This is a genomic window from Variovorax raffinosi, assembly GCF_051216615.1.
GTDB lineage: Bacteria > Pseudomonadota > Gammaproteobacteria > Burkholderiales > Burkholderiaceae_C > Variovorax.
The window spans coordinates 194,231-212,095 of record NZ_JBPJZR010000008.1 but is presented as its reverse complement, the minus strand read 5'-3'; the positions used below and the strand labels follow the sequence as shown (position 1 = coordinate 212,095).

At 66.8% G+C, this 17,865-nt stretch carries 15 protein-coding genes; 9 read left to right on the top strand and 6 right to left on the bottom strand.

All coding sequences use genetic code 11. From position 1 onward, the window contains the following. Positions 1-344: 344 nt before the first annotated feature. Complete coding sequence (gene cadR, locus ACSFB7_RS23485; protein ID WP_435474454.1) at positions 345-818, bottom strand: Cd(II)/Pb(II)-responsive transcriptional regulator; 474 nt, start codon at positions 816-818, stop codon at positions 345-347. A 70-nt stretch (positions 819-888) separates the two neighbouring features. Between cadR and ACSFB7_RS23480 the strand changes: the two genes are divergently transcribed. Next, positions 889-3,234: a heavy metal translocating P-type ATPase gene (locus ACSFB7_RS23480; protein ID WP_435474452.1), complete on the top strand. Its 2,346-nt coding sequence runs from the start codon at positions 889-891 to the stop codon at positions 3,232-3,234. Between the two features lie 21 nt (positions 3,235-3,255). Here ACSFB7_RS23480 and cysS read toward each other — a convergent pair whose 3' ends face one another. Both cysS and ACSFB7_RS23470 read right to left on the bottom strand, forming a co-directional pair. Beyond that, on the bottom strand, positions 3,256-4,635 hold the full coding sequence (cysS, locus tag ACSFB7_RS23475; RefSeq protein WP_435474450.1) for a cysteine--tRNA ligase: 1,380 nt from the start codon (positions 4,633-4,635) through the stop codon (positions 3,256-3,258). A gap of 239 nt (positions 4,636-4,874) precedes the next feature. Further along, on the bottom strand, positions 4,875-5,462 hold the full coding sequence (locus ACSFB7_RS23470; protein WP_435474449.1) for a carboxymuconolactone decarboxylase family protein: 588 nt from the start codon (positions 5,460-5,462) through the stop codon (positions 4,875-4,877). A 98-nt stretch (positions 5,463-5,560) separates the two neighbouring features. On the opposite strand from ACSFB7_RS23470, the gene ACSFB7_RS23465 reads away from it, so the two are divergent. Beyond that, positions 5,561-5,923, top strand: a complete 363-nt coding sequence (locus ACSFB7_RS23465; protein ID WP_435474447.1) for a winged helix-turn-helix transcriptional regulator — start codon at positions 5,561-5,563, stop codon at positions 5,921-5,923. A gap of 39 nt (positions 5,924-5,962) precedes the next feature. Further along, on the top strand, positions 5,963-7,219 hold the full coding sequence (locus ACSFB7_RS23460; RefSeq protein WP_435474445.1) for a cation:proton antiporter: 1,257 nt from the start codon (positions 5,963-5,965) through the stop codon (positions 7,217-7,219). On the opposite strand, the gene ACSFB7_RS23455 is transcribed toward ACSFB7_RS23460, so the two are convergent. Then, positions 7,197-8,519, bottom strand: coding sequence for a heavy metal sensor histidine kinase (locus ACSFB7_RS23455; RefSeq protein ID WP_435474443.1), 1,323 nt, complete (start codon positions 8,517-8,519; stop codon positions 7,197-7,199). The two genes, ACSFB7_RS23460 and ACSFB7_RS23455, sit on opposite strands and share 23 nt — an antisense overlap. After that, the gene (locus ACSFB7_RS23450) at positions 8,516-9,193 is read right to left on the bottom strand and encodes a heavy metal response regulator transcription factor (RefSeq protein ID WP_093239218.1); all 678 of its coding nucleotides are present in this window, start codon (positions 9,191-9,193) and stop codon (positions 8,516-8,518) included. The genes ACSFB7_RS23455 and ACSFB7_RS23450 overlap by 4 nt, the downstream gene beginning before the upstream one ends. Positions 9,194-9,353: 160 nt before the next feature. Here ACSFB7_RS23450 and ACSFB7_RS23445 point away from each other — a divergent pair, with 160 nt between their 5' ends. From ACSFB7_RS23445 to ACSFB7_RS23420, 6 genes are all read left to right on the top strand, one after another. Beyond that, positions 9,354-9,728 (top strand): hypothetical protein, encoded by a 375-nt coding sequence (locus ACSFB7_RS23445; RefSeq protein ID WP_435474441.1) that lies wholly within the window; start codon positions 9,354-9,356, stop codon positions 9,726-9,728. Between the two features lie 96 nt (positions 9,729-9,824). Beyond that, positions 9,825-11,189, top strand: coding sequence for a TolC family protein (locus ACSFB7_RS23440; RefSeq protein ID WP_435474439.1), 1,365 nt, complete (start codon positions 9,825-9,827; stop codon positions 11,187-11,189). 21 nt (positions 11,190-11,210) lie between these two features. After that, a complete protein-coding gene (locus tag ACSFB7_RS23435) occupies positions 11,211-12,605 on the top strand; it encodes an efflux RND transporter periplasmic adaptor subunit (protein WP_435474437.1) in 1,395 nt (464 codons plus the stop codon). Between the two features lie 10 nt (positions 12,606-12,615). Further along, a complete protein-coding gene (locus ACSFB7_RS23430) occupies positions 12,616-15,828 on the top strand; it encodes a CusA/CzcA family heavy metal efflux RND transporter (RefSeq protein ID WP_435474435.1) in 3,213 nt (1,070 codons plus the stop codon). Further along, positions 15,818-16,729 (top strand): cation diffusion facilitator family transporter, encoded by a 912-nt coding sequence (locus ACSFB7_RS23425; RefSeq protein ID WP_435474433.1) that lies wholly within the window; start codon positions 15,818-15,820, stop codon positions 16,727-16,729. Before ACSFB7_RS23430 ends, ACSFB7_RS23425 begins: the two co-directional genes overlap by 11 nt. Positions 16,730-16,878: 149 nt before the next feature. Continuing rightward, on the top strand, positions 16,879-17,262 hold the full coding sequence (locus ACSFB7_RS23420; protein WP_435474431.1) for a hypothetical protein: 384 nt from the start codon (positions 16,879-16,881) through the stop codon (positions 17,260-17,262). A 50-nt stretch (positions 17,263-17,312) separates the two neighbouring features. On the opposite strand, the gene mog is transcribed toward ACSFB7_RS23420, so the two are convergent. Continuing rightward, on the bottom strand, positions 17,313-17,861 hold the full coding sequence (gene mog, locus ACSFB7_RS23415; RefSeq protein WP_435474727.1) for a molybdopterin adenylyltransferase: 549 nt from the start codon (positions 17,859-17,861) through the stop codon (positions 17,313-17,315). Between the last annotated feature and the right edge of the window lie 4 nt (positions 17,862-17,865).

Sequence of the window (17,865 nt, the reverse complement as noted above, 5' to 3'; positions counted from 1 at the left end):
CGATAGACGGGGGCTTGTTCTTTGGCGCTCTTTGTTCTTGGCGCTGCTGTTCAGGGCGGGTGCGCATGACACCGGGTGCTCCCCTCCGCGAATGTCCCCCGCTTCGCTCCTCCTTTATTTCGCTGCGGGGAGCACCCGGCGTCATTCGCACAGGGACACGCTGCTGGTGATCGCCGATCAACGACCGCTCTGAGCGCTCACGTCGATACGGGGCTCTTTTTCGCGAAATAAAGGAGGAGCGAAGCGGGGGACATTCGCGAAAAAGAGCACCGTGTCGGCGGGAGCGACGCCCTGAACAGCAACGCTGAATCACTCACAACGCAAAGAAAAAGTCGAACCCGGCTCTAGGCAGAACGCTTGCCAGCCGTGTTGTGCAGCGAGCCATGCACATGGCCCGCATGCTGGCCGAAGGTCTCCGGCGCGAGCACGGCAGTGTCCAGCTCTTGCAGAATGCCGCAGTTGTGCGCCGACTCCGGCCCGCCGCACTGCAGGCGCAGCGCCTTGAGCTGCTTCTCCAGCGTCTTCAGCTCGGAAATGCGCGTGGCCACGTGGCCGATGTGATCGTCCAGCAACTGGTTGACCTCGCCGCAATCGTCTTGCGGCGCATCTCGAAATTTCAGCAGGCTGCGGATTTCGTCGAGCGTCATGTCCAGCGAGCGGCATCGCCGGATGAAGCCCAGCCGCTGGGCATGCTCGTCGTCGTAGATGCGGTAGTTGCCATCGGTGCGCGCGGGCTCGGGCAGCAACTGCTCGCGCTCGTAATACCGGATGGTTTCGACAGGCGTGTTCGCGACCTTGGCCAGTTCACCGATTTTCATGATGCGGCAAATAAGAAAGTGGAAATCAGCGTTTGACTCTACACCTGCTTCAGGGTTTCCAATCAAAACCATGACGAACCAGAACGCTTTGACCCGGCCCGCGCCGCACACGCATTCGCACCCCCATCCGCATGGCGATGACCACGGTCATGACCACGCGCACGAGCATCCGCCCGCAAAGGCCGATGCCCATGCGCATGCCCATGCCGAGGACGCCTGCTGCGGCGGCGCAAGCCACGGCCCGATTCCGCTGGCTCCCCCCGAGCCGGCCGATGTGCCCAAGGGCGCCTTGCTCTTTCGCATTCCCACCATGGATTGCGCCGTGGAGGAGTCCGAAATCCGCCGTGCGCTGGAACCCATCGCGGGCGTCAAGGCGCTGCGCTTCCGGCTCGGCGAACGCACGATGGCCATCACGACCGACGAAGGCGTGTTGCCCGAGGCGCTCGCCGCCATCCGCAAGGCCGGCTTCAAGCCCGAGCCGTTGAACGCGGCGGGTGGCCCCGCCTCCGGTTCGCAGGCCGCGGCCGCGCCCGCGCAAATTGCCGGCATGAGCACTGGCCTCGTGCGCCTGATCGCTGCGCTGGTGCTGGCTGTCGCGGCCGAGTCGATCTCGTTCCTCGCGCTCGACGGCATCGGCTTCAAGGCGGCCGAGGTGATCCTCGCGCTGGGCGCCATCGGCCTTGCCGGCCTCGACACCTACAAGAAGGGCTTCGCCGCACTCGTGCGCGGCCGCCTGAACATCAACGCGCTCATGGCTGTGGCCGTCACCGGCGCCTTCATCATCGGCCAGTGGCCCGAAGCCGCGATGGTGATGGCGCTCTACGCGATTGCCGAACTGATCGAAGCTCGCGCTGTCGACCGCGCACGCAACGCCATCCAGAGCCTGCTGGCGCTCGCGCCCGAACAGGCCGAGGTGAAGCAGGCCGACGGCAGCTGGCAGACCGTGATGGCCAATGCGGTGGAACTGGGCGCCGTCGCGCGCATCCGCCCCGGCGAGCGTGTGCCGCTGGACGGCGTCGTCACCGCGGGTACCAGCGCCATCGACCAGGCACCGGTCACCGGCGAGAGCATTCCGGTCGACAAGACCATCGGCGACCCTGTCTTCGCGGGCACCATCAACCAGACCGCCGCGCTCGAATTCCGCGTGACGGCGGTGGCCGCCAACACCACGCTGGCGCGCATCATCCACGCCGTCGAGGAAGCCCAGGGCTCGCGTGCGCCGACGCAACGCTTCGTCGACAAGTTCGCCGCCATCTACACGCCCACGGTCTTCGTGCTGGCGCTGGCCGTGGCCGTGCTTACGCCGCTGTTCATGGACTGGACGTGGATGCAGTCCATCTACAAGGCGCTGGTGCTGCTGGTCATCGCGTGCCCGTGTGCATTGGTGATCTCCACGCCCGTCACCGTGGTGAGCGCGCTGGCTGCGGCCGCGCGACGCGGCATCCTGATCAAGGGCGGCACCTACCTCGAAGAGGCGCGCAAGCTCAAGGCCATCGCGCTCGACAAGACGGGCACCATCACCGAAGGCAAGCCCAAGCTGGTCGAGTCGGTGCTGATCGACACCTCGGGCAACCAGGCTGTCGTGTACGCGATTGCCGCCAGCATCGCGGGCCGCTCCGATCACCCCGTGTCGAAGGCCATCGTCGAAGGGCTGAAGGGCCAGCAGGACGAAGTCGGCGACTTCACCGCGCTGCCCGGCCGCGGCGTGCAGGCCACGCTGGCGGGCCAGGCCTATGTACTGGGCAACCACCGCCTGATCGAAGAGCGGGGCCTGTGCACGCCGGCACTCGAAGCCGAACTCCAGCGCCATGAAGAAGCGGGCCGCACTGTCACGCTGCTGGCTTCGGGCCAGGCCGTGCTTGCGCTGTTCGCCGTGGCCGACACCATCAAGGAGTCGTCGCAGGCTGCGGTGGCTGAGTTGCGCGCACTCGGCGTCGTGCCCGTGATGCTGACCGGCGACAACACCGCAACCGCGAAGACCATCGGCGCCCACGCCGGCATCGACGACGTGCGCGGCAACCTCTTGCCCGAAGAAAAGCTCGACGCCATCAAGGCCATGCAGCAGCGCTACGGCGCCGCCGCGATGACCGGCGACGGCATCAACGACGCACCCGCGCTGGCGCAGGCCGACATCGGCTTCGCCATGGGCGGCGCGGGCACCGACACGGCGATGGAAGCGGCCGACGTGGTCATCATGAACGACGACCTGCGTCGCATTCCAGAGACCATCCGCCTGTCGCGCCGCGCGCATGCGGTGCTGTGGCAGAACATCACGCTGGCACTCGGCATCAAGGGCGTGTTCTTCGTGCTCGCGGTGTTCGGCAGCGCGACCATGTGGATGGCGGTGTTCGCGGACATGGGCGCGAGCCTGCTGGTGGTGGCGAACGGGCTGCGGCTGATGCGCACCGAGAAGTGAGCGGCCCGGTGCGAGTCGAAGCTACTTCTCGCCCCGGCTCCATCGCTGTCCGTCCGTACTGTCCTCGACCTGCCAGCCCCGTGCGCGCAGAGCATTCCGAAGTCGGTCGGCTTCTGCCCAGTTCCTGGCTGCCCGTGCCGCTTGACGTGACGCGAGCAGGGCGGCGATGTCCGCTGGCACCTCCTGTTGCGGTGCCTGCCAACCGGCCAGCCGCAACCCCAGTACCGTGTCGAAATGATCGACAGTGGCGCGTCGGGTCGCCGCGGGCACATCGCTTCGGACCAACTCCCACAGCAGCGCCAATGCACGCGGCACATTGAGATCCTGGTTGACCTCGGCGTTGAAGCGATTCACGAAGTCCTCGTGCGCCGTACCGCCCGCGGGCCAACCCGCATAAGCCTTGCGCAGCCGGTCCAGCGCAGACTGCGCCGCGTTGATCGCCTCTTCGGTGAAGCGCAGCGTGCTCCGATAGTGCGCGGTGAGGCACAGATACCGGTAGGCCAGCGGATCGATGCCTTGATCGACCAGCGTCTGCAGGCGCATGAAATCGCCATCCGCCTTGGTCATCTTCTTGTCGTCCAGCGTGAGGAAGTGGCCGTGCATCCAGAAGTTCGCGAGCCGTGTGCCGTGGCATGCCTGCGTCTGCGCAATTTCGTTGCTGTGATGCACGCCGACGTGGTCTTCACCACCGCAATGGATGTCGAACCACGGACCCAGGTACTTGGCCGACATGGCCGAGCACTCGATGTGCCAGCCGGGAAAGCCCCGGCCCCAGGGGCTGTCCCATTCCATCTGTCGTTGAGAGTCGGTCGGGCTGAACTTCCAGAGCGCGAAGTCGCAGGCGTCTCGCTTCTCGCCCATCGCCACGCGCGTTCCGGCGCGCAGGCCCGCGCGGTCGAGGCGCGCCAGATGGCCGTAGTCGTCCTGCCGGGTCGTGTCGAAGTACACGCCATCAGACGTTTGGTAGGTGTAGCCGTTGCGCTGCAGGGCGGCGATGAACTCCAGTTGTTCGGGGATGTGGTCGGTGGCGCGCGGCCATGCCGTGGGCTCCAGCAGGTTCAGCGCCCGCCAGTCGGCTTGAAAGGCCTGCGTGTAATGCGCCGCGATGGCCCAGGAGGATTGCCCGGTGCGCCGGCTGCCTTTCTCCATCTTGTCTTCGCCTTCGTCGGCATCCGAGACCAGGTGCCCGACGTCGGTGATGTTGACCACATGCCGCACCTGGTAGCCGTTGAGCATCAGCACGCGGCGCAGCACGTCCTCGAACACGTAGGTCCGCAGGTTGCCGATGTGCGCGTAGTCGTACACCGTCGGTCCGCAGCAGTACAGGCCCACGTGCTCGGGCTGCAAAGGCGCGAAGGGGCGCACGGAGCGCGACCAGGTGTCGTACAGGGACAGAGGCATGCGGACTTCTTTCTTGTGGGTTGATGAAACGTCGAGGCAAAGAAAAAGCCACCGGTCTTTCAACGGGTGGCCATGAGGGATGCGAACGTGATGCAGGCGCTAGCCGCAGGCTCCCCAAGGCCGGCCGTGACAGCATGCGCTGGCAAGCAGGGAAAGGGCAGAAGAGCGGGCGACCATGGAATCGATGCTAGCGCCGGCCCTGTGATCGGTCAAACGCGGGTCCTTGCGAGACCGAGCAGTCACCAGCGCGCCGCCCATTTTTCGAGCGGCACGCGCGCCGCGTTGCACACATAGCTGACCGAGTGGTACCAGCCGGCGAGCATCATCATCTCGATCAACTGCGCGTGGCTCCAGTGCGCGTTCAGGGCCTCCCACAGCGCATCGTCGACATCGCTCGTGTCGTGCAACTGATCGACCATCGACACCAGCAGCCGGTCGCGCGGTGCCAGCAGCGAGAGGTCGCCGTCGACGGAGGCCATCACGCGCCGGTCGGTTTCGTTGAAGCCGGCGGTGTCGGCAAAGCCGGTCCAGTGCACACCCCATTCGTATTCCGCGCCGCAACGGGCGCAGACCCGCAGGATCACGATCTCGCGCTCCCGCAGGCTGATGGCCGCCTTGCGGCCCAGCAGGTAGCGGCCCAGGCCCATCGTGCGTTCGGTCAGCGCGGGGTTCACGGCCATCACGCGGAACAGCGCCAGGATTTCGGGCGCCTGTGGCGGGGTCATGCGCGTCAGCAGTTCACCGATGGGTTCGGGGTAGGGCGGTGCGAGCGGCGGAATTCTCGGTGCGCGGGTTGCGTCAGGATCTTTCGGTGCGGTGTGGATCACAGGCTGTTCCTTTCATAGAATGCGTCGGAAATCGCTACGGATTGCGTAGCGATCCGGCGCAGTCTATCGCTACGAAATGCGTAGCGCAAGACGCGCTTATGAACCTTCATCGAAAGACCGTCATGGAAGACGAGGAAACCACCCCCCCGCAGGCCGCGCCCGTGGCGTCGCGCCGCCCCATCATGCGGCTGCTGGAGCAGCTGAGCCGCAAGGGCACGCTGCGCATCCTGTGGGAGCTGCGCGACGGCCTGCCGCAGAGCTTCAGGGCGCTGCGCGTGAGCACCGACGACATGTCGCCCTCGGTGCTCAACGACCGGCTCAAGGAGTTGCGCGCGGCAGGCGTGCTCGTGCTCGCGGACGCGGGCTATCAGCTCACCGAGTCGGGCACCGAACTGGTCAAGCGCCTGACGCCGCTCAACCAGTGGGCCAAGCGATGGTTGGAAGAGGGCGGCCCGGACTAACATCGCCGCCACACTTTTCTTGTTCACGCGATCCAGTCCATGTCCGCCACGTCCCTGCTGCTTCAACTGATCGTCATCCTCACGACCGCGCGCGTCTGCGGCTGGATCCTTCGCCATGTGGGGCAGCCCTCGGTGGTGGGCGAAATGGCGGCGGGCCTGATGCTCGGGCCGGTGGTCATGGGCGCGCTGTTTCCCTCGCTGCATGCGCAACTGTTCTCGAAGGAATCGCTGCAGGGACTGTCTTCGCTCTCGACACTGGGGCTGGTGCTGTTCATGTTCGTGGTCGGGCTGGAATTGCGTTCCACCAAGACCATGCGTGAGCAGTTGCGCTCCGCCGGCTATGTGGGCGTGCTGAGCGTGGTCGTGCCGCTGGCGCTGGGCATCGCGATCTCGCCGGCGCTGTACCCGGCGCTCGCGCCCAAGGGCGTCGGCTTCTGGCCGTTCGCGCTGTTCATGGCGGCTGCGTTGTCGATCACCGCCTTCCCGGTGATGGCGCGCATCCTGAAAGACCGCGGCATGACGCGAACGCCCTTCGGCCAGCTCTCGCTCGGTGCGGCGGCGGTGGTCGACGTGTTCGCCTGGATCCTGCTGGCCTTCGTGGTGGCGCTGGTCGGTGCGGGCGAGGGCTACACCGGCCTGCTCAAGACCACGGTGGGCATGGCGGTGGTGCTGTGCGCGCTGTTCTTCGGGCTCAAGCCGGCCTTTGCCTGGCTGCTGCGCGTGAAGGCGCCCGATGGCGAGCCTTCGACCACGGTGATGGCGTCGCTGATGATCGGCCTGCTGCTGTGCGCGCTGGTCACCGAATGGCTGCACCTGCATGCGGTGTTCGGTGCCTTCCTGTTCGGCGTCTGCCTGCCGCGCGACGACCGGCTGCTGAAGTCGCTGACCGAGCGCATCGAGCCGATTTCCATCGTCGTGCTGATGCCGTTGTTCTTCGCGCTGGCGGGGCTGGGCACCACGTCCAATGCCTTCACGGGCGCGAGCATGGGGGCGATGCTGCTGATCGTGGGCGTTGCCACGGTCGGCAAGATCGTCGGCGGCGCGGTCGGCGCGCGCATGGCGGGCTATGGCTGGCGGGACAGCCTGGCCACGGGCTCGCTGATGAATGCGCGCGGCCTCATGGAATTGATCGTGATGAAGATCGGGCTCGACGCCGGCCTGATCGGCCCCGAGCTGTTCACGATGCTGCTGGTGATGGCGCTGGTGACCACCGCGATGACGGGGCCGCTCATCAACCTCTTCATCGGGCGCAAGGCACCGGTGGCCGATGCCGTCAGTCGCCGCGCCGCACCGTGAACCCGATGCGCGTTTCGCCGTCCTGGCTGGCCGCGAACACGCGCCCGCCATGCATGCGCGCGATGGCCTCGACGATCGACAGCCCCAGGCCGTGGTGCCGGGTCGAACCGTCCCGGGCCTGCGCGGCGCGGTAGAAGCGCTCGAACAGGCGCGGTAGCGCGGCGGGGTCGATCGGCTCGCCACGGTTGATGACCGCAATGCCGAACTCGTCGCCGTCCTGCGCAATCTCGATACGGATCGTCGAGGCCGGTGTTGCGAAGCGGATCGCATTGCCCAGCAGGTTGAAGAGGGCGCGCCGTATCAGCGCGGCATCGACATCGGCCATCGCATCACCGCTCACCTCGGCACGCAGGCCTGCTTCTTCGAGCGTGGCGTCGTAGAAGTCGATCACGTCGCTGGCCTGCACGGCCAGGCTCGCGGCGGCCCGCGTGCGCATCGGCGCGCCGCGCTCGGCCTGCGACAGGAACAGCATGTCGGTGACGATGCCCGAGAGCCGGCCGACCTCTTCGAGGTTCGATGCCAGCACGGCCTGCAGTTCCTCGTTGCTGCGCGGTCGCGTGAGCGCGAGTTCGGTGGAGCCCAGCAGGTTGGCCAGCGGCGTGCGCAGTTCGTGCGCCACGTCGGCATTGAAGGATTCGAGCTGTACGTACGCCCGCTGCACCCGCAGCAGCAGGGCATTGAACTGCGTGATCCAGGGGCGGAGTTCTTCCGCGAAGGCCATCGCATCGATGGGCCGGTTGGCCTTGTCGGGCGCCATGGCCGCGGTGCGCTCGGCCAGCGCCTTCAGCGGGCGCAGGCCACGCCGCACCAGCCACATGCCGGTGAGCGAGACCAGCGCCGTGCCCAGCACGACGGCACCGAGCAGCGTCCACGCCAGGCGTTCGAGCAGCCGCGCTTCCTGCGCCATGTTCACGCCGATCTGCACCGACAGTTGCGTCGTGTTGCCGCCCTCGTGCCAGGGCACTTCGAGGTCGCGCCGCATCCAGCGGCCACCGGGGGCGGGCGTCGATTGGAAAAGCTCGCGTCCCGCATACGAGATCGACAGCGAGACGTCGTCCTGCATCGAGAAGAAGTCGTTGAGCTTGTGCCGAAGAAAGACGAGGTCGCCGCCTTTCTCCGCCTCTTCCAGCAGGTGCACCACCAGCTGCGCCTTGTGGTCGAGTTCGTCCTGCTGCTTCTGGCCGAAGTTCCAGGCCGTGACGAGGTAGATCGCAAGGCAGATCACGCTCAGCCCGAACAGGGTCTGCGCGGCGAACCAGAGCGAGAGCCGGCTTTGTATCGAATGCGGCCGGGCGCTCATGCCCAGGATCGGTCTTCCAGCACGTAGCCCATGCCGCGCACGGTGTGCAGCAGCTTGACCTCGAACGGATCGTCGAGCTTGCTGCGCAGTCGCCGGATGGCCACTTCGACCACGTTGGTGTCGCTGTCGAAGTTCATGTCCCACACCTGCTCGGCCAGCGTGGTGCGCGAGAGGATCTGGCCGCGCCGCCGCAGCAGCACCACCAGCAGCGTGAACTCCTTGGCCGTGAGGTCCAGTCGCACGCGGTTGCGAAAGCACTTGCGGCTGGCAAGGTCGAGTTCGAGATCGGCCAGCCGCAGCACGGTCGACTCCTGCGGCTTGCCGCGCCGAAGCAGCGCCTGCACGCGGGCCAGCAGTTCGGAAAAGGAGAAGGGCTTGACGAGGTAGTCGTCGGCGCCTTGCTGCAGCCCCTGCACGCGGTCTTCGACCTTGTCGCGCGCGGTGAGCACCAGCACCGGCACGTTCTTCGTGCGCCGTATGGCCTGCAGGACGGCAAAGCCGTCGATGCCCGGAAGCATCACATCGAGCAGAACGAGTGCGTAGTCGCCTTCGGTGGCGAGGTATCTCCCCTCGATGCCGTCACGGGCTATATCGACCACGTAACCGTTCTCTTCGAGCCCCTTTTTCAGGTAATCGCCCAGTTTGGGCTCGTCTTCGATGACAAGAATTCGCATCACCGGATGGTATCGAATCGCTCTTGGTATGGAGGTTACGATTTAGTAATTCTATTGACGGACAAGGCCTCAGGCGCGTGTCATACATTGCGCTGGGCCCTCATATCGGAGGGCCTTTCCAAAGGGCCGCGTCACAGGCGGCCGATATACTTTTTGACTCATGCGCCGCTGGCTTCTGATCTTTCTGCTGTTCCTGCTCCCGTTCCAGCTCAGCTGGGCGGCGTCGGCTGCGTACTGCCAGCATGAGCGCGACACGCAGCCCCAGCACTGGGGCCACCACGAAGACGAGCGGGGCGGCTCCGATCGCACCCACGCCGGCGACGGCGCCAAGAAAGACACCAGCACCCAGCCGGGCGCGGCGGCCGGCCACTGCACGGTCAGCCATTTCGGCCACGCCCAGCACACCGACCTGACCGCGGGCGAGCTGCCCGCGTTGCCGGTGCTCTCGCAGCTTCCGCGTGCCCTGACCGCCGAGGCTTTCGTCTCGCACATCTCCGACGTTCCGGTCCGTCCCGACTGGTCTCTTGCCGTCTGATTCGGCGAGAGAACACAACCCCACTGATCGTCTTTTTCATCAGCTGAGCTCTCGCCGAATTCGTCCGTCCGTTGTTTTGCAACCCAGGAGAATTCGATGCGCACGCTTTTCGTGCCGCTGGCCGTTTTGGCCTTGGCGGTACCCCCGGCCTATTCCCAGTCGCCACAGTCACCACAGTCACAGACCCCGACTGTTGCCGGCACCCAGTCTTCCCAGTCATCTTCCCGCCCGGCCGCCAGGACACTGGAGCCCGCGGGCCCGCTGAACCTGCACAGCGCCGTTTCGATGGTGCTGCAGTCCAACCCCAGCCTGTCCGCCGCCGTGCGCGAACAGGAGGCCACCGAGGGCGCCATCGTCCAGGCCGGCGCATGGCCCAACCCGGTGTTGAGCGCACAGGTGGAAGACCTGCGCCGCGACAACCGCACCACCACCGTGCAACTGGGCCAGCCCATCGAACTGGGCGGCAAGCGCGCGGCCCGCGTGACGGCGGCGGAACGCGCACGCGACCAGGCCGCGTCGGCGCTGGTCGCGCGCCGCTCCGAGCTGCGCGCCTCGACGGTCACCGCCTTCTTTGAAGTGCTCACGGCGCAAGAGCGCCTGCGTCTGGCGCAGGACTCCGTGGGCCTGGCGCAAACCGCCACCCGCGCCGCCGCCAACCGCGTGGCGGCCGGCAAGGTGTCGCCGCTGGAGGAAACCAAGGCGCGCGTGGCCGAGGCCGGCACCCGCGTCGAGCTGCTGCAGGCCGAAGGCACGCTGCGCTCGTCACGCCAACTGCTGGCCGCGCTGTGGGGCAACCCCACGCCGCGCTTCACGCAGGTGGAGGGCACGGTCGATCAACTGCCGGTGGTCGCCAGTTCGCGAGACGTGGAAGGCCGCTTCTTCGCGGCGCCCGTGCTGCGGCAGGCGCGGCTCGAAATCGAGCGGCGCGAGGCGCTGTCGAGCCTGGAGCGCGCCAAGCGCGTGCCCGATGTCACCGTGTCGCTGGGCGTCAAGCGCGTGCCGGCGTCCACCGAAAGCGACAGCGCGAGCAGCAACCGCCGCAACCAGGTGGTCGTGGGCGTGTCGATTCCGTTGCCGATCTTCGACACCAACCGGGGCAACCTGGCCGAAGCCCTGAGCCGCGAGGAAAAGGCGCGCGACGACCTTGCCGCCGCCGAGCTGCAACTGGGCGCCGACGTGGCACAGGCCATCGAGCGCCTGCGCTCGGCGCGCGCCACCGCCGAGACCCTGCAGCGCGACGCACTGCCCGGTGCCGAGACCGCCTACAAGGCCGCCACCAAGGGCTTCGAGCTGGGCAAGTTCAGCTTTCTCGAAGCGCTGGATGCGCAACGCACGCTGTTCCAGGTGCGCGCGCAGTACCTGGTCGCGCTGGCCGACGCGTACCGCGCGTCCGGCGATCTCGACCGGCTGCTGGGCACCGAAGGCGACGAAACACCGAACGCGACGCCCCTCGCGCGCTGACCGACAAGGAATCAACAGATCATGAACACAGAAGAACGTAAAACGCTCGCCGAGCGCGTCGGCAAGAAGCAGTGGTTCGCCATCCTGGCGGTGCTGGTGGTGGGGCTCGGCGTCGGCGCATTGATCCTGCGCACGGGGCCCTCCAAGCCCGAGGCGGCCGGCCATTCGGAAGCGGCCGGGCACGGCGACGGCGAGCACCATGAAGAGGGTGGGAAGGGCGCCAAGGAAGAAGGCAAGGACCACGACCACAGCCATGGCGAGGCCAAGGGCCACGACGACAAGGAACATCACGAAGAGGCGCCCGCCGGAAAGGGCGCGGCAGCCGAAGCACCGAAGGCCGGTGGCGCCGCGGAGCCTGCGAAGGAGTCCGCCGAGCACAAGGAAGACGAGGAAAAGATCGCCTTCACCGACGAGCAGATCAAGGCGGCCGACATGACGATCGAGAACGCCGGCCCCGGGCGCATCAAGACCTCGCTGCAACTGCCCGGCGAGATCAAGTTCAACGAAGACCGCACGGCCCACGTGGTGCCGCGCGTGGCGGGCGTGGTCGACAGCGTGTCGGCCAACCTCGGGCAGGAGGTCAAGCGCGGCCAGGTGCTGGCCGTGCTGTCGAGCCCGGCACTGTCGGAACAGCGCAGCGCATTGCAGTCGGCCCAGCGCCGGCTGGAGCTGGCGCGCACCACCTACGAGCGCGAGAAGAAGCTGTGGGAAGAAAAGATTTCCCCGCAGCAGGACTACCTGCAGGCGCAGCAGGTCATGCAGGAATCGCAGATCGCCGTGGCCAATGCCAGCCAGAAGCTGCTGGCACTGGGCGCCACGCCCGGTTCGGCCGCGCTCGGCCGCTACGAGCTGCGCGCACCCTTCGACGGCCTGGTGGTCGAAAAGCACATCTCGCTCGGCGAATCGGTGGGCGAGGCCGTCAACGTCTTCACCATCTCCGACCTGTCGACCGTGTGGGCCGAGATCAGCGTGGCCGCCAACAACCTGAACCTGGTGCGCATCGGCGAGCCGGTGAGCATCCGCTCCAGCGCCTTCGACCAGACGGCCAGCGGCACGGTGTCGTACGTGGGCTCGCTGATCGGCGCGCAGACGCGCACCGCCACCGCGCGCGTCACGCTGACCAACCCGCAGCGCATCTGGCGTCCGGGCCTGTTCGTGAATGTCGAGCTGGTGGCCTCCGAGGCGGATGCGCCCGTCACCGTGGCGGCGGATGCCGTGCAGACCGTGGAAGAAAAGCCGACCGTGTTTCTGAGAGTGCCCGGCGGCTTCCTGCCGCAGCACGTGCAGACCGGCCGCAGCGACGGCAAGCGCATCGAGATCGTGAGCGGCCTGAAGCCCGGCACGGCCTACGCCGCCAGCGGCAGCTTCATCGTGAAGTCGCAGCAGGGCAAGAGCTCGGCCACGCACACCCACTGAGGACGCCCGCATGTTCGAACGAATCATCCGCTTCTCGATTGAGCAGCGCTGGCTGATCCTGCTGGCCGTGCTCGGCATGGCCGCGCTCGGTGTCTTCAGCTACCAGAAGCTGCCCATCGATGCCGTGCCCGACATCACCAATGTGCAGGTGCAGATCAACACCGCCGCGCCCGGCTACTCGCCGCTGGAGGCGGAGCAGCGCGTGACCTATCCGATCGAAACCGTCATGGCCGGCCTGCCCGGCCTGCAGCAGACCCGTTCGCTGTCGCGCTACGGCCTGTCGCAGGTGACGGTGATCTTCGAGGACGGCACCGACATCTACTTCGCGCGGCAGCTCGTGAACGAGCGCATCCAGTCGGCGCGAGAGAAGATGCCGCGCGGCGTGTCACCGGTGATCGGACCCATCTCCACCGGCCTGGGCGAGATCTATCTCTGGACCGTCGAGGCCGAGGAGGGCGCGAAGAAGGCCGACGGCAAGCCCTACACCTCGACCGACCTGCGCGAGATTCAGGACTGGATCATCAAGCCGCAACTGCGCAACGTGACGGGCGTGACCGAGATCAACTCCATCGGCGGCTACGCCAAGGAATTCCAGATCGCGCCCGACCCGGCCAAGCTGCTGGCCCACGGCCTGACCATGACCGACCTGGTCACCGCGCTGGAGCGCAACAACGCCAACGTGGGCGCGGGCTACATCGAAAAACGCGGCGAGCAATACCTGATTCGCGCGCCGGGGCAGGTCAAGTCGGCGGAAGACATCGGCAACGTGATCCTGGGCAATGCCAACGGCGTGCCGCTGCGCGTGCAGGACGTGGCCGAGGTCGGCATCGGCAAGGAACTGCGCACGGGCGCCGCCACCGACAACGGCCGCGAAGTGGTGCTGGGCACCGTGTTCATGCTGATCGGCGAGAACAGCCGCACCGTGTCGCAGGCCGTCGACAAGAAGATGCAGGAGATCAACCGCACGCTGCCCGCCGGCGTGAAGGCGGTGACGGTGTACGACCGCACGGTGCTGGTCGACAAGGCCATCGCCACGGTGAAGAAGAACCTGTTCGAGGGCGCGGTGCTGGTCATCGCAATCCTGTTCCTGTTCCTGGGCAACATCCGCGCCGCGCTCATCACCGCGCTGGTGATTCCGCTGTCGATGCTCTTCACCTTCACCGGCATGGTGAACCAGAAGATCAGCGCCAACCTCATGAGCCTGGGCGCGCTGGACTTCGGCATCATCATCGACGGGGCGGTGGTGATCGTGGAGAACTGCGTGCGAAGGCTGGCCCATGCGCAAGCCAAGCACGGCAGGCCGCTCACGCGCAGCGAGCGCTTTCATGAAGTGTTCGCAGCCTCGCAGGAGGCGCGGCGTCCGCTGCTGTTCGGCCAGTTGATCATCATGATCGTGTACCTGCCGATCTTTGCGCTCACGGGCGTGGAGGGCAAGCTGTTCCACCCGATGGCCTTCACCGTGGTGATTGCGCTGCTGGGCGCGATGATCCTGTCGATCACCTTCATTCCGGCGGCCGTGGCGCTGTTCATCGGCAACAAGGTCGACGAGAAGGAAAACCGCCTGATGCAGTGGGCCAAGCGTGGCTACGAGCCGCTGCTGGCGCGCGTGATGAATGCCAAGCCGTTTGTCATCACCACGGCCGTGGTGGCGGTGCTGCTGTCGGGCCTGCTGGCCACGCGCCTGGGTACGGAGTTCGTGCCCAGCCTGAGCGAGGGCGACTTTGCCATTCAGGCGCTGCGCATTCCTGGCACCAGCCTCACGCAGTCGGTCGAGATGCAAAAGCAGCTCGAACGCACGCTGAAAGAAAAGTTCCCGGAGATCGAGCGCGTGTTCGCGCGCACCGGCACGGCCGAGATCGCGTCGGACCCGATGCCGCCGAACATCTCCGACGGCTACATCATGCTCAAGCCCGAGAGCGAATGGCCCAAGCCAAAGCGCACGCGCGCCGAGATTCTTGCGGCGGTGCAGGAAGAGGTCGAGAAGCTGCCGGGCAACAACTACGAGTTCTCGCAGCCGATCCAGTTGCGCTTCAACGAGCTGATCTCGGGCGTGCGCAGCGACGTGGCCGTGAAGATCTTTGGCGACGACATGGACGTGCTCAACAAGACCGCGACCGAGGTCTCGGGGGTGCTGGGCAAGATCGCCGGTGCCGCCGAAGTGAAGGTCGAGCAGACCACCGGCCTGCCGATGCTCACCGTGAACATCGACCGCAGCAAGACCGCGCGCTACGGCCTCAACGTGGGCGATGTGCAGGACGCGATTTCCATCGCGGTGGGCGGGCGTGAGTCGGGCACGCTGTTCGACGGCGACCGTCGCTTCGACATCATCGTGCGCCTGCCCGAGAACCTGCGCACCGACCTGGAGGCCATCAAGCGCCTGCCGGTGGCGCTGCCCAAGGGCGCGGGCTCGGAGGCTCTGCGCACCAGCTTCATTCCGCTGGGCGAAGTCGCCACGCTGGAGCTGGCGCCGGGTCCCAACCAGGTGAGCCGCGAGAACGGCAAGCGCCGCATCGTGGTGAGCGCGAACGTGCGCGGCCGCGACCTCGGCTCCTTCGTGGCCGAGGCCGAAGAAGCCATGCGCAAGGTGACCATTCCCACCGGCTACTGGACCGTGTGGGGCGGCCAGTACGAGAACCTCGCCTCGGCCACGCAGCGCCTGCAGGTGGTGGTGCCGGTGTCGCTGCTGCTGGTGTTCACGCTGCTGTTCGCGATGTTCGGCAACCTCAAGGACGGGCTGTTGGTGTTCACCGGCATTCCGTTCGCACTCACGGGCGGCATCGTGGCGCTGTGGATGCGCGGCATTCCGCTGTCGATCTCGGCGGCGGTGGGCTTCATTGCGCTCTCGGGCGTGGCGGTGCTCAACGGGCTGGTGATGATCTCGTTCATCCGCAACCTGCGTGAAGGCGGGCTGCCGCTCGACGAAGCCATCCGCGAGGGCGCGCTCACCCGGCTGCGGCCGGTGCTGATGACCGCGCTGGTCGCATCGCTGGGCTTCGTGCCGATGGCGATTGCCACCGGCACGGGCGCCGAAGTGCAGCGGCCACTGGCCACCGTGGTGATCGGCGGTATCCTCTCGTCGACCGCGCTGACGCTGCTGGTGCTTCCACTGCTCTACCGCATTGCGCACCGGCGCGACGAAGACGAAGTGGAGGAAGAGGCGAGCGAAGACCAGAGCCACGGCGCGCCACTCGATCCTTCACTGCGAGGTTCCCATGGCACATGAGCATTCACACGCTGTCGGTGGCAATGAAAAGGCACTGCGCATTGCGCTGCTGCTGACGGGGACCTACCTCGTGGCCGAGGTGATCGGCGGGGTGGTCTCGGGCAGCCTGGCGCTGCTGTCCGACGCGGCCCACATGTTCACCGACACCGTGGCCCTGGCGATCTCGCTCACGGCCATCTGGATCGGCAAGCGGCCGGCCGACAAGCGGCGTACTTTCGGCTACTACCGCTTCGAGATCCTTGCGGCCGTGCTCAATGCGGTGCTGCTGTTCTTCGTGGCGATCTATGTGCTGTACGAGGCGTACCGGCGCATCTCGGCACCGGCCGAGATCCAGTCGACCATGATGCTGGTGGTGGCCACCGGCGGGCTGATCGTCAACCTCATCGGCATGCGCTTGCTGGCGTCCGGCAAGGACGAGAGCCTCAACGTGAAGGGCGCCTACCTGGAGGTGTGGGCCGACATGCTGGGCTCGGTCGGCGTGATCGTCGGCGCGCTGGTGATCCGCTTCACGGGCTGGGCCTGGGTCGATTCGGTGATCGCGGTGGCCATCGGCTTGTGGGTGCTGCCGCGCACCTGGCGGCTGTTGCGCGAAAGCCTGAACGTGCTGCTCGAAGGCGTGCCCGACGATGTGGACCTGCCCGAGGTCGAGCGCGCGCTGGCCGGCAGCGCGGGCGTGGCGAGCCTGCACGACCTGCACGTGTGGGCACTGTCCAGCGGCAAGGTGAGCCTGAGCGTGCATGTGGTGTGCACGCCCGACGTGGGCGACATGGCGCAGCTCGTGCTGCAACTGCGCGCGCTGCTGGCCGAGAAATTCGACATCCACCATTCGACGGTGCAGGTCGAGCGCGTGCCTTGCGAGCAGGCGGTGGACAGCCACGGCTTCGGGCCGGCGGTGGCCTGAACGAGCGCCTGACCGCGTCCATCGCTTGCTTCTGCGGCGAGAATCCGGTGGGCCGCGATCTTCCGCAAGACGCATGACTCTGCGTTTGAAGAGGACATGCCTCGCTGTGCGTGCAACAGGCGGGCGGCCCGATTCACAACGACAGGTCGATGGGCAACTACAACAAATCTTCAACCGGGGCGCGCAGGACGGAGGCGCCGACTCAACAACAGCGCCGCAGGGTCCATGGGGGTTCGGCCTCGCAGCCGCCGATGGCATTGTTCGATGCCGTCGCGCATGACGCTCCGGCGCCTCGTGCTCCGCGTGTCCGAACCTGGCGGTCGACGCTGGTCGGTGCGGCCATCGGCCTTGGGATCGTCCTGGCGTTTGCCATGAAGTGGCTCATGGGCTATCAGATTGACAGTGCGGAAGCGCGCCGCGTGCAGCAGAAAGCCATGCGGACGGCGGCCGCGCATTGCTATGAGCAGACGTCGAACGCGGCCATCAATGCCTGCGTGAAGGACGTCGAGGCCCGGAGCGCTCCGGCGCCATGAAAAAAGGGGGCGTTCGCCCCCGTCTTTCGTCTTCGTCGGGCCGATCCGCCTCAGCGTGAGCGGATCGCCGACTTCGGCCTGAAGGCCTTGCAGACCGCATCGTCGGTTTCCAGGTACGGCCCGCCGATCAGATCGATGCAATAAGGCACCGCCGCGAAGATGCCCGGCACGAGCTGCGTGCCGTCCGCATCCTTCAGCCCTTCGAGCGTTTCCGCAATCGACTTCGGCTGCCCCGGCAGGTTGATGATCAGGCTCTTGCCGCGGATCACCGCCACCTGGCGCGACAGGATCGCGGTCGGCACGAAGCGCAGGCTGATCTGGCGCATCTGCTCGCCGAAGCCGGGCATTTCCTTGTGGGCGACGGCCAGCGTGGCTTCGGGCGTCACGTCCCGCAGGGCGGGGCCGGTGCCGCCGGTGGTGAGCACCAGCGAGCAGCCGGCGTCGACCAGCTCGATCAGCGCGGCGCTGATGCCGGCGGCCTCGTCGGGAATCAGGCGGGGCTCGAATTCGATCGGGTTCTTCAGCGCCCGGCCAAGCCATTCCTTCAGCGAGGGCAGGCCCTTGTCTTCGTAGGTGCCGCTGGAGGCGCGGTCGCTGATGGAG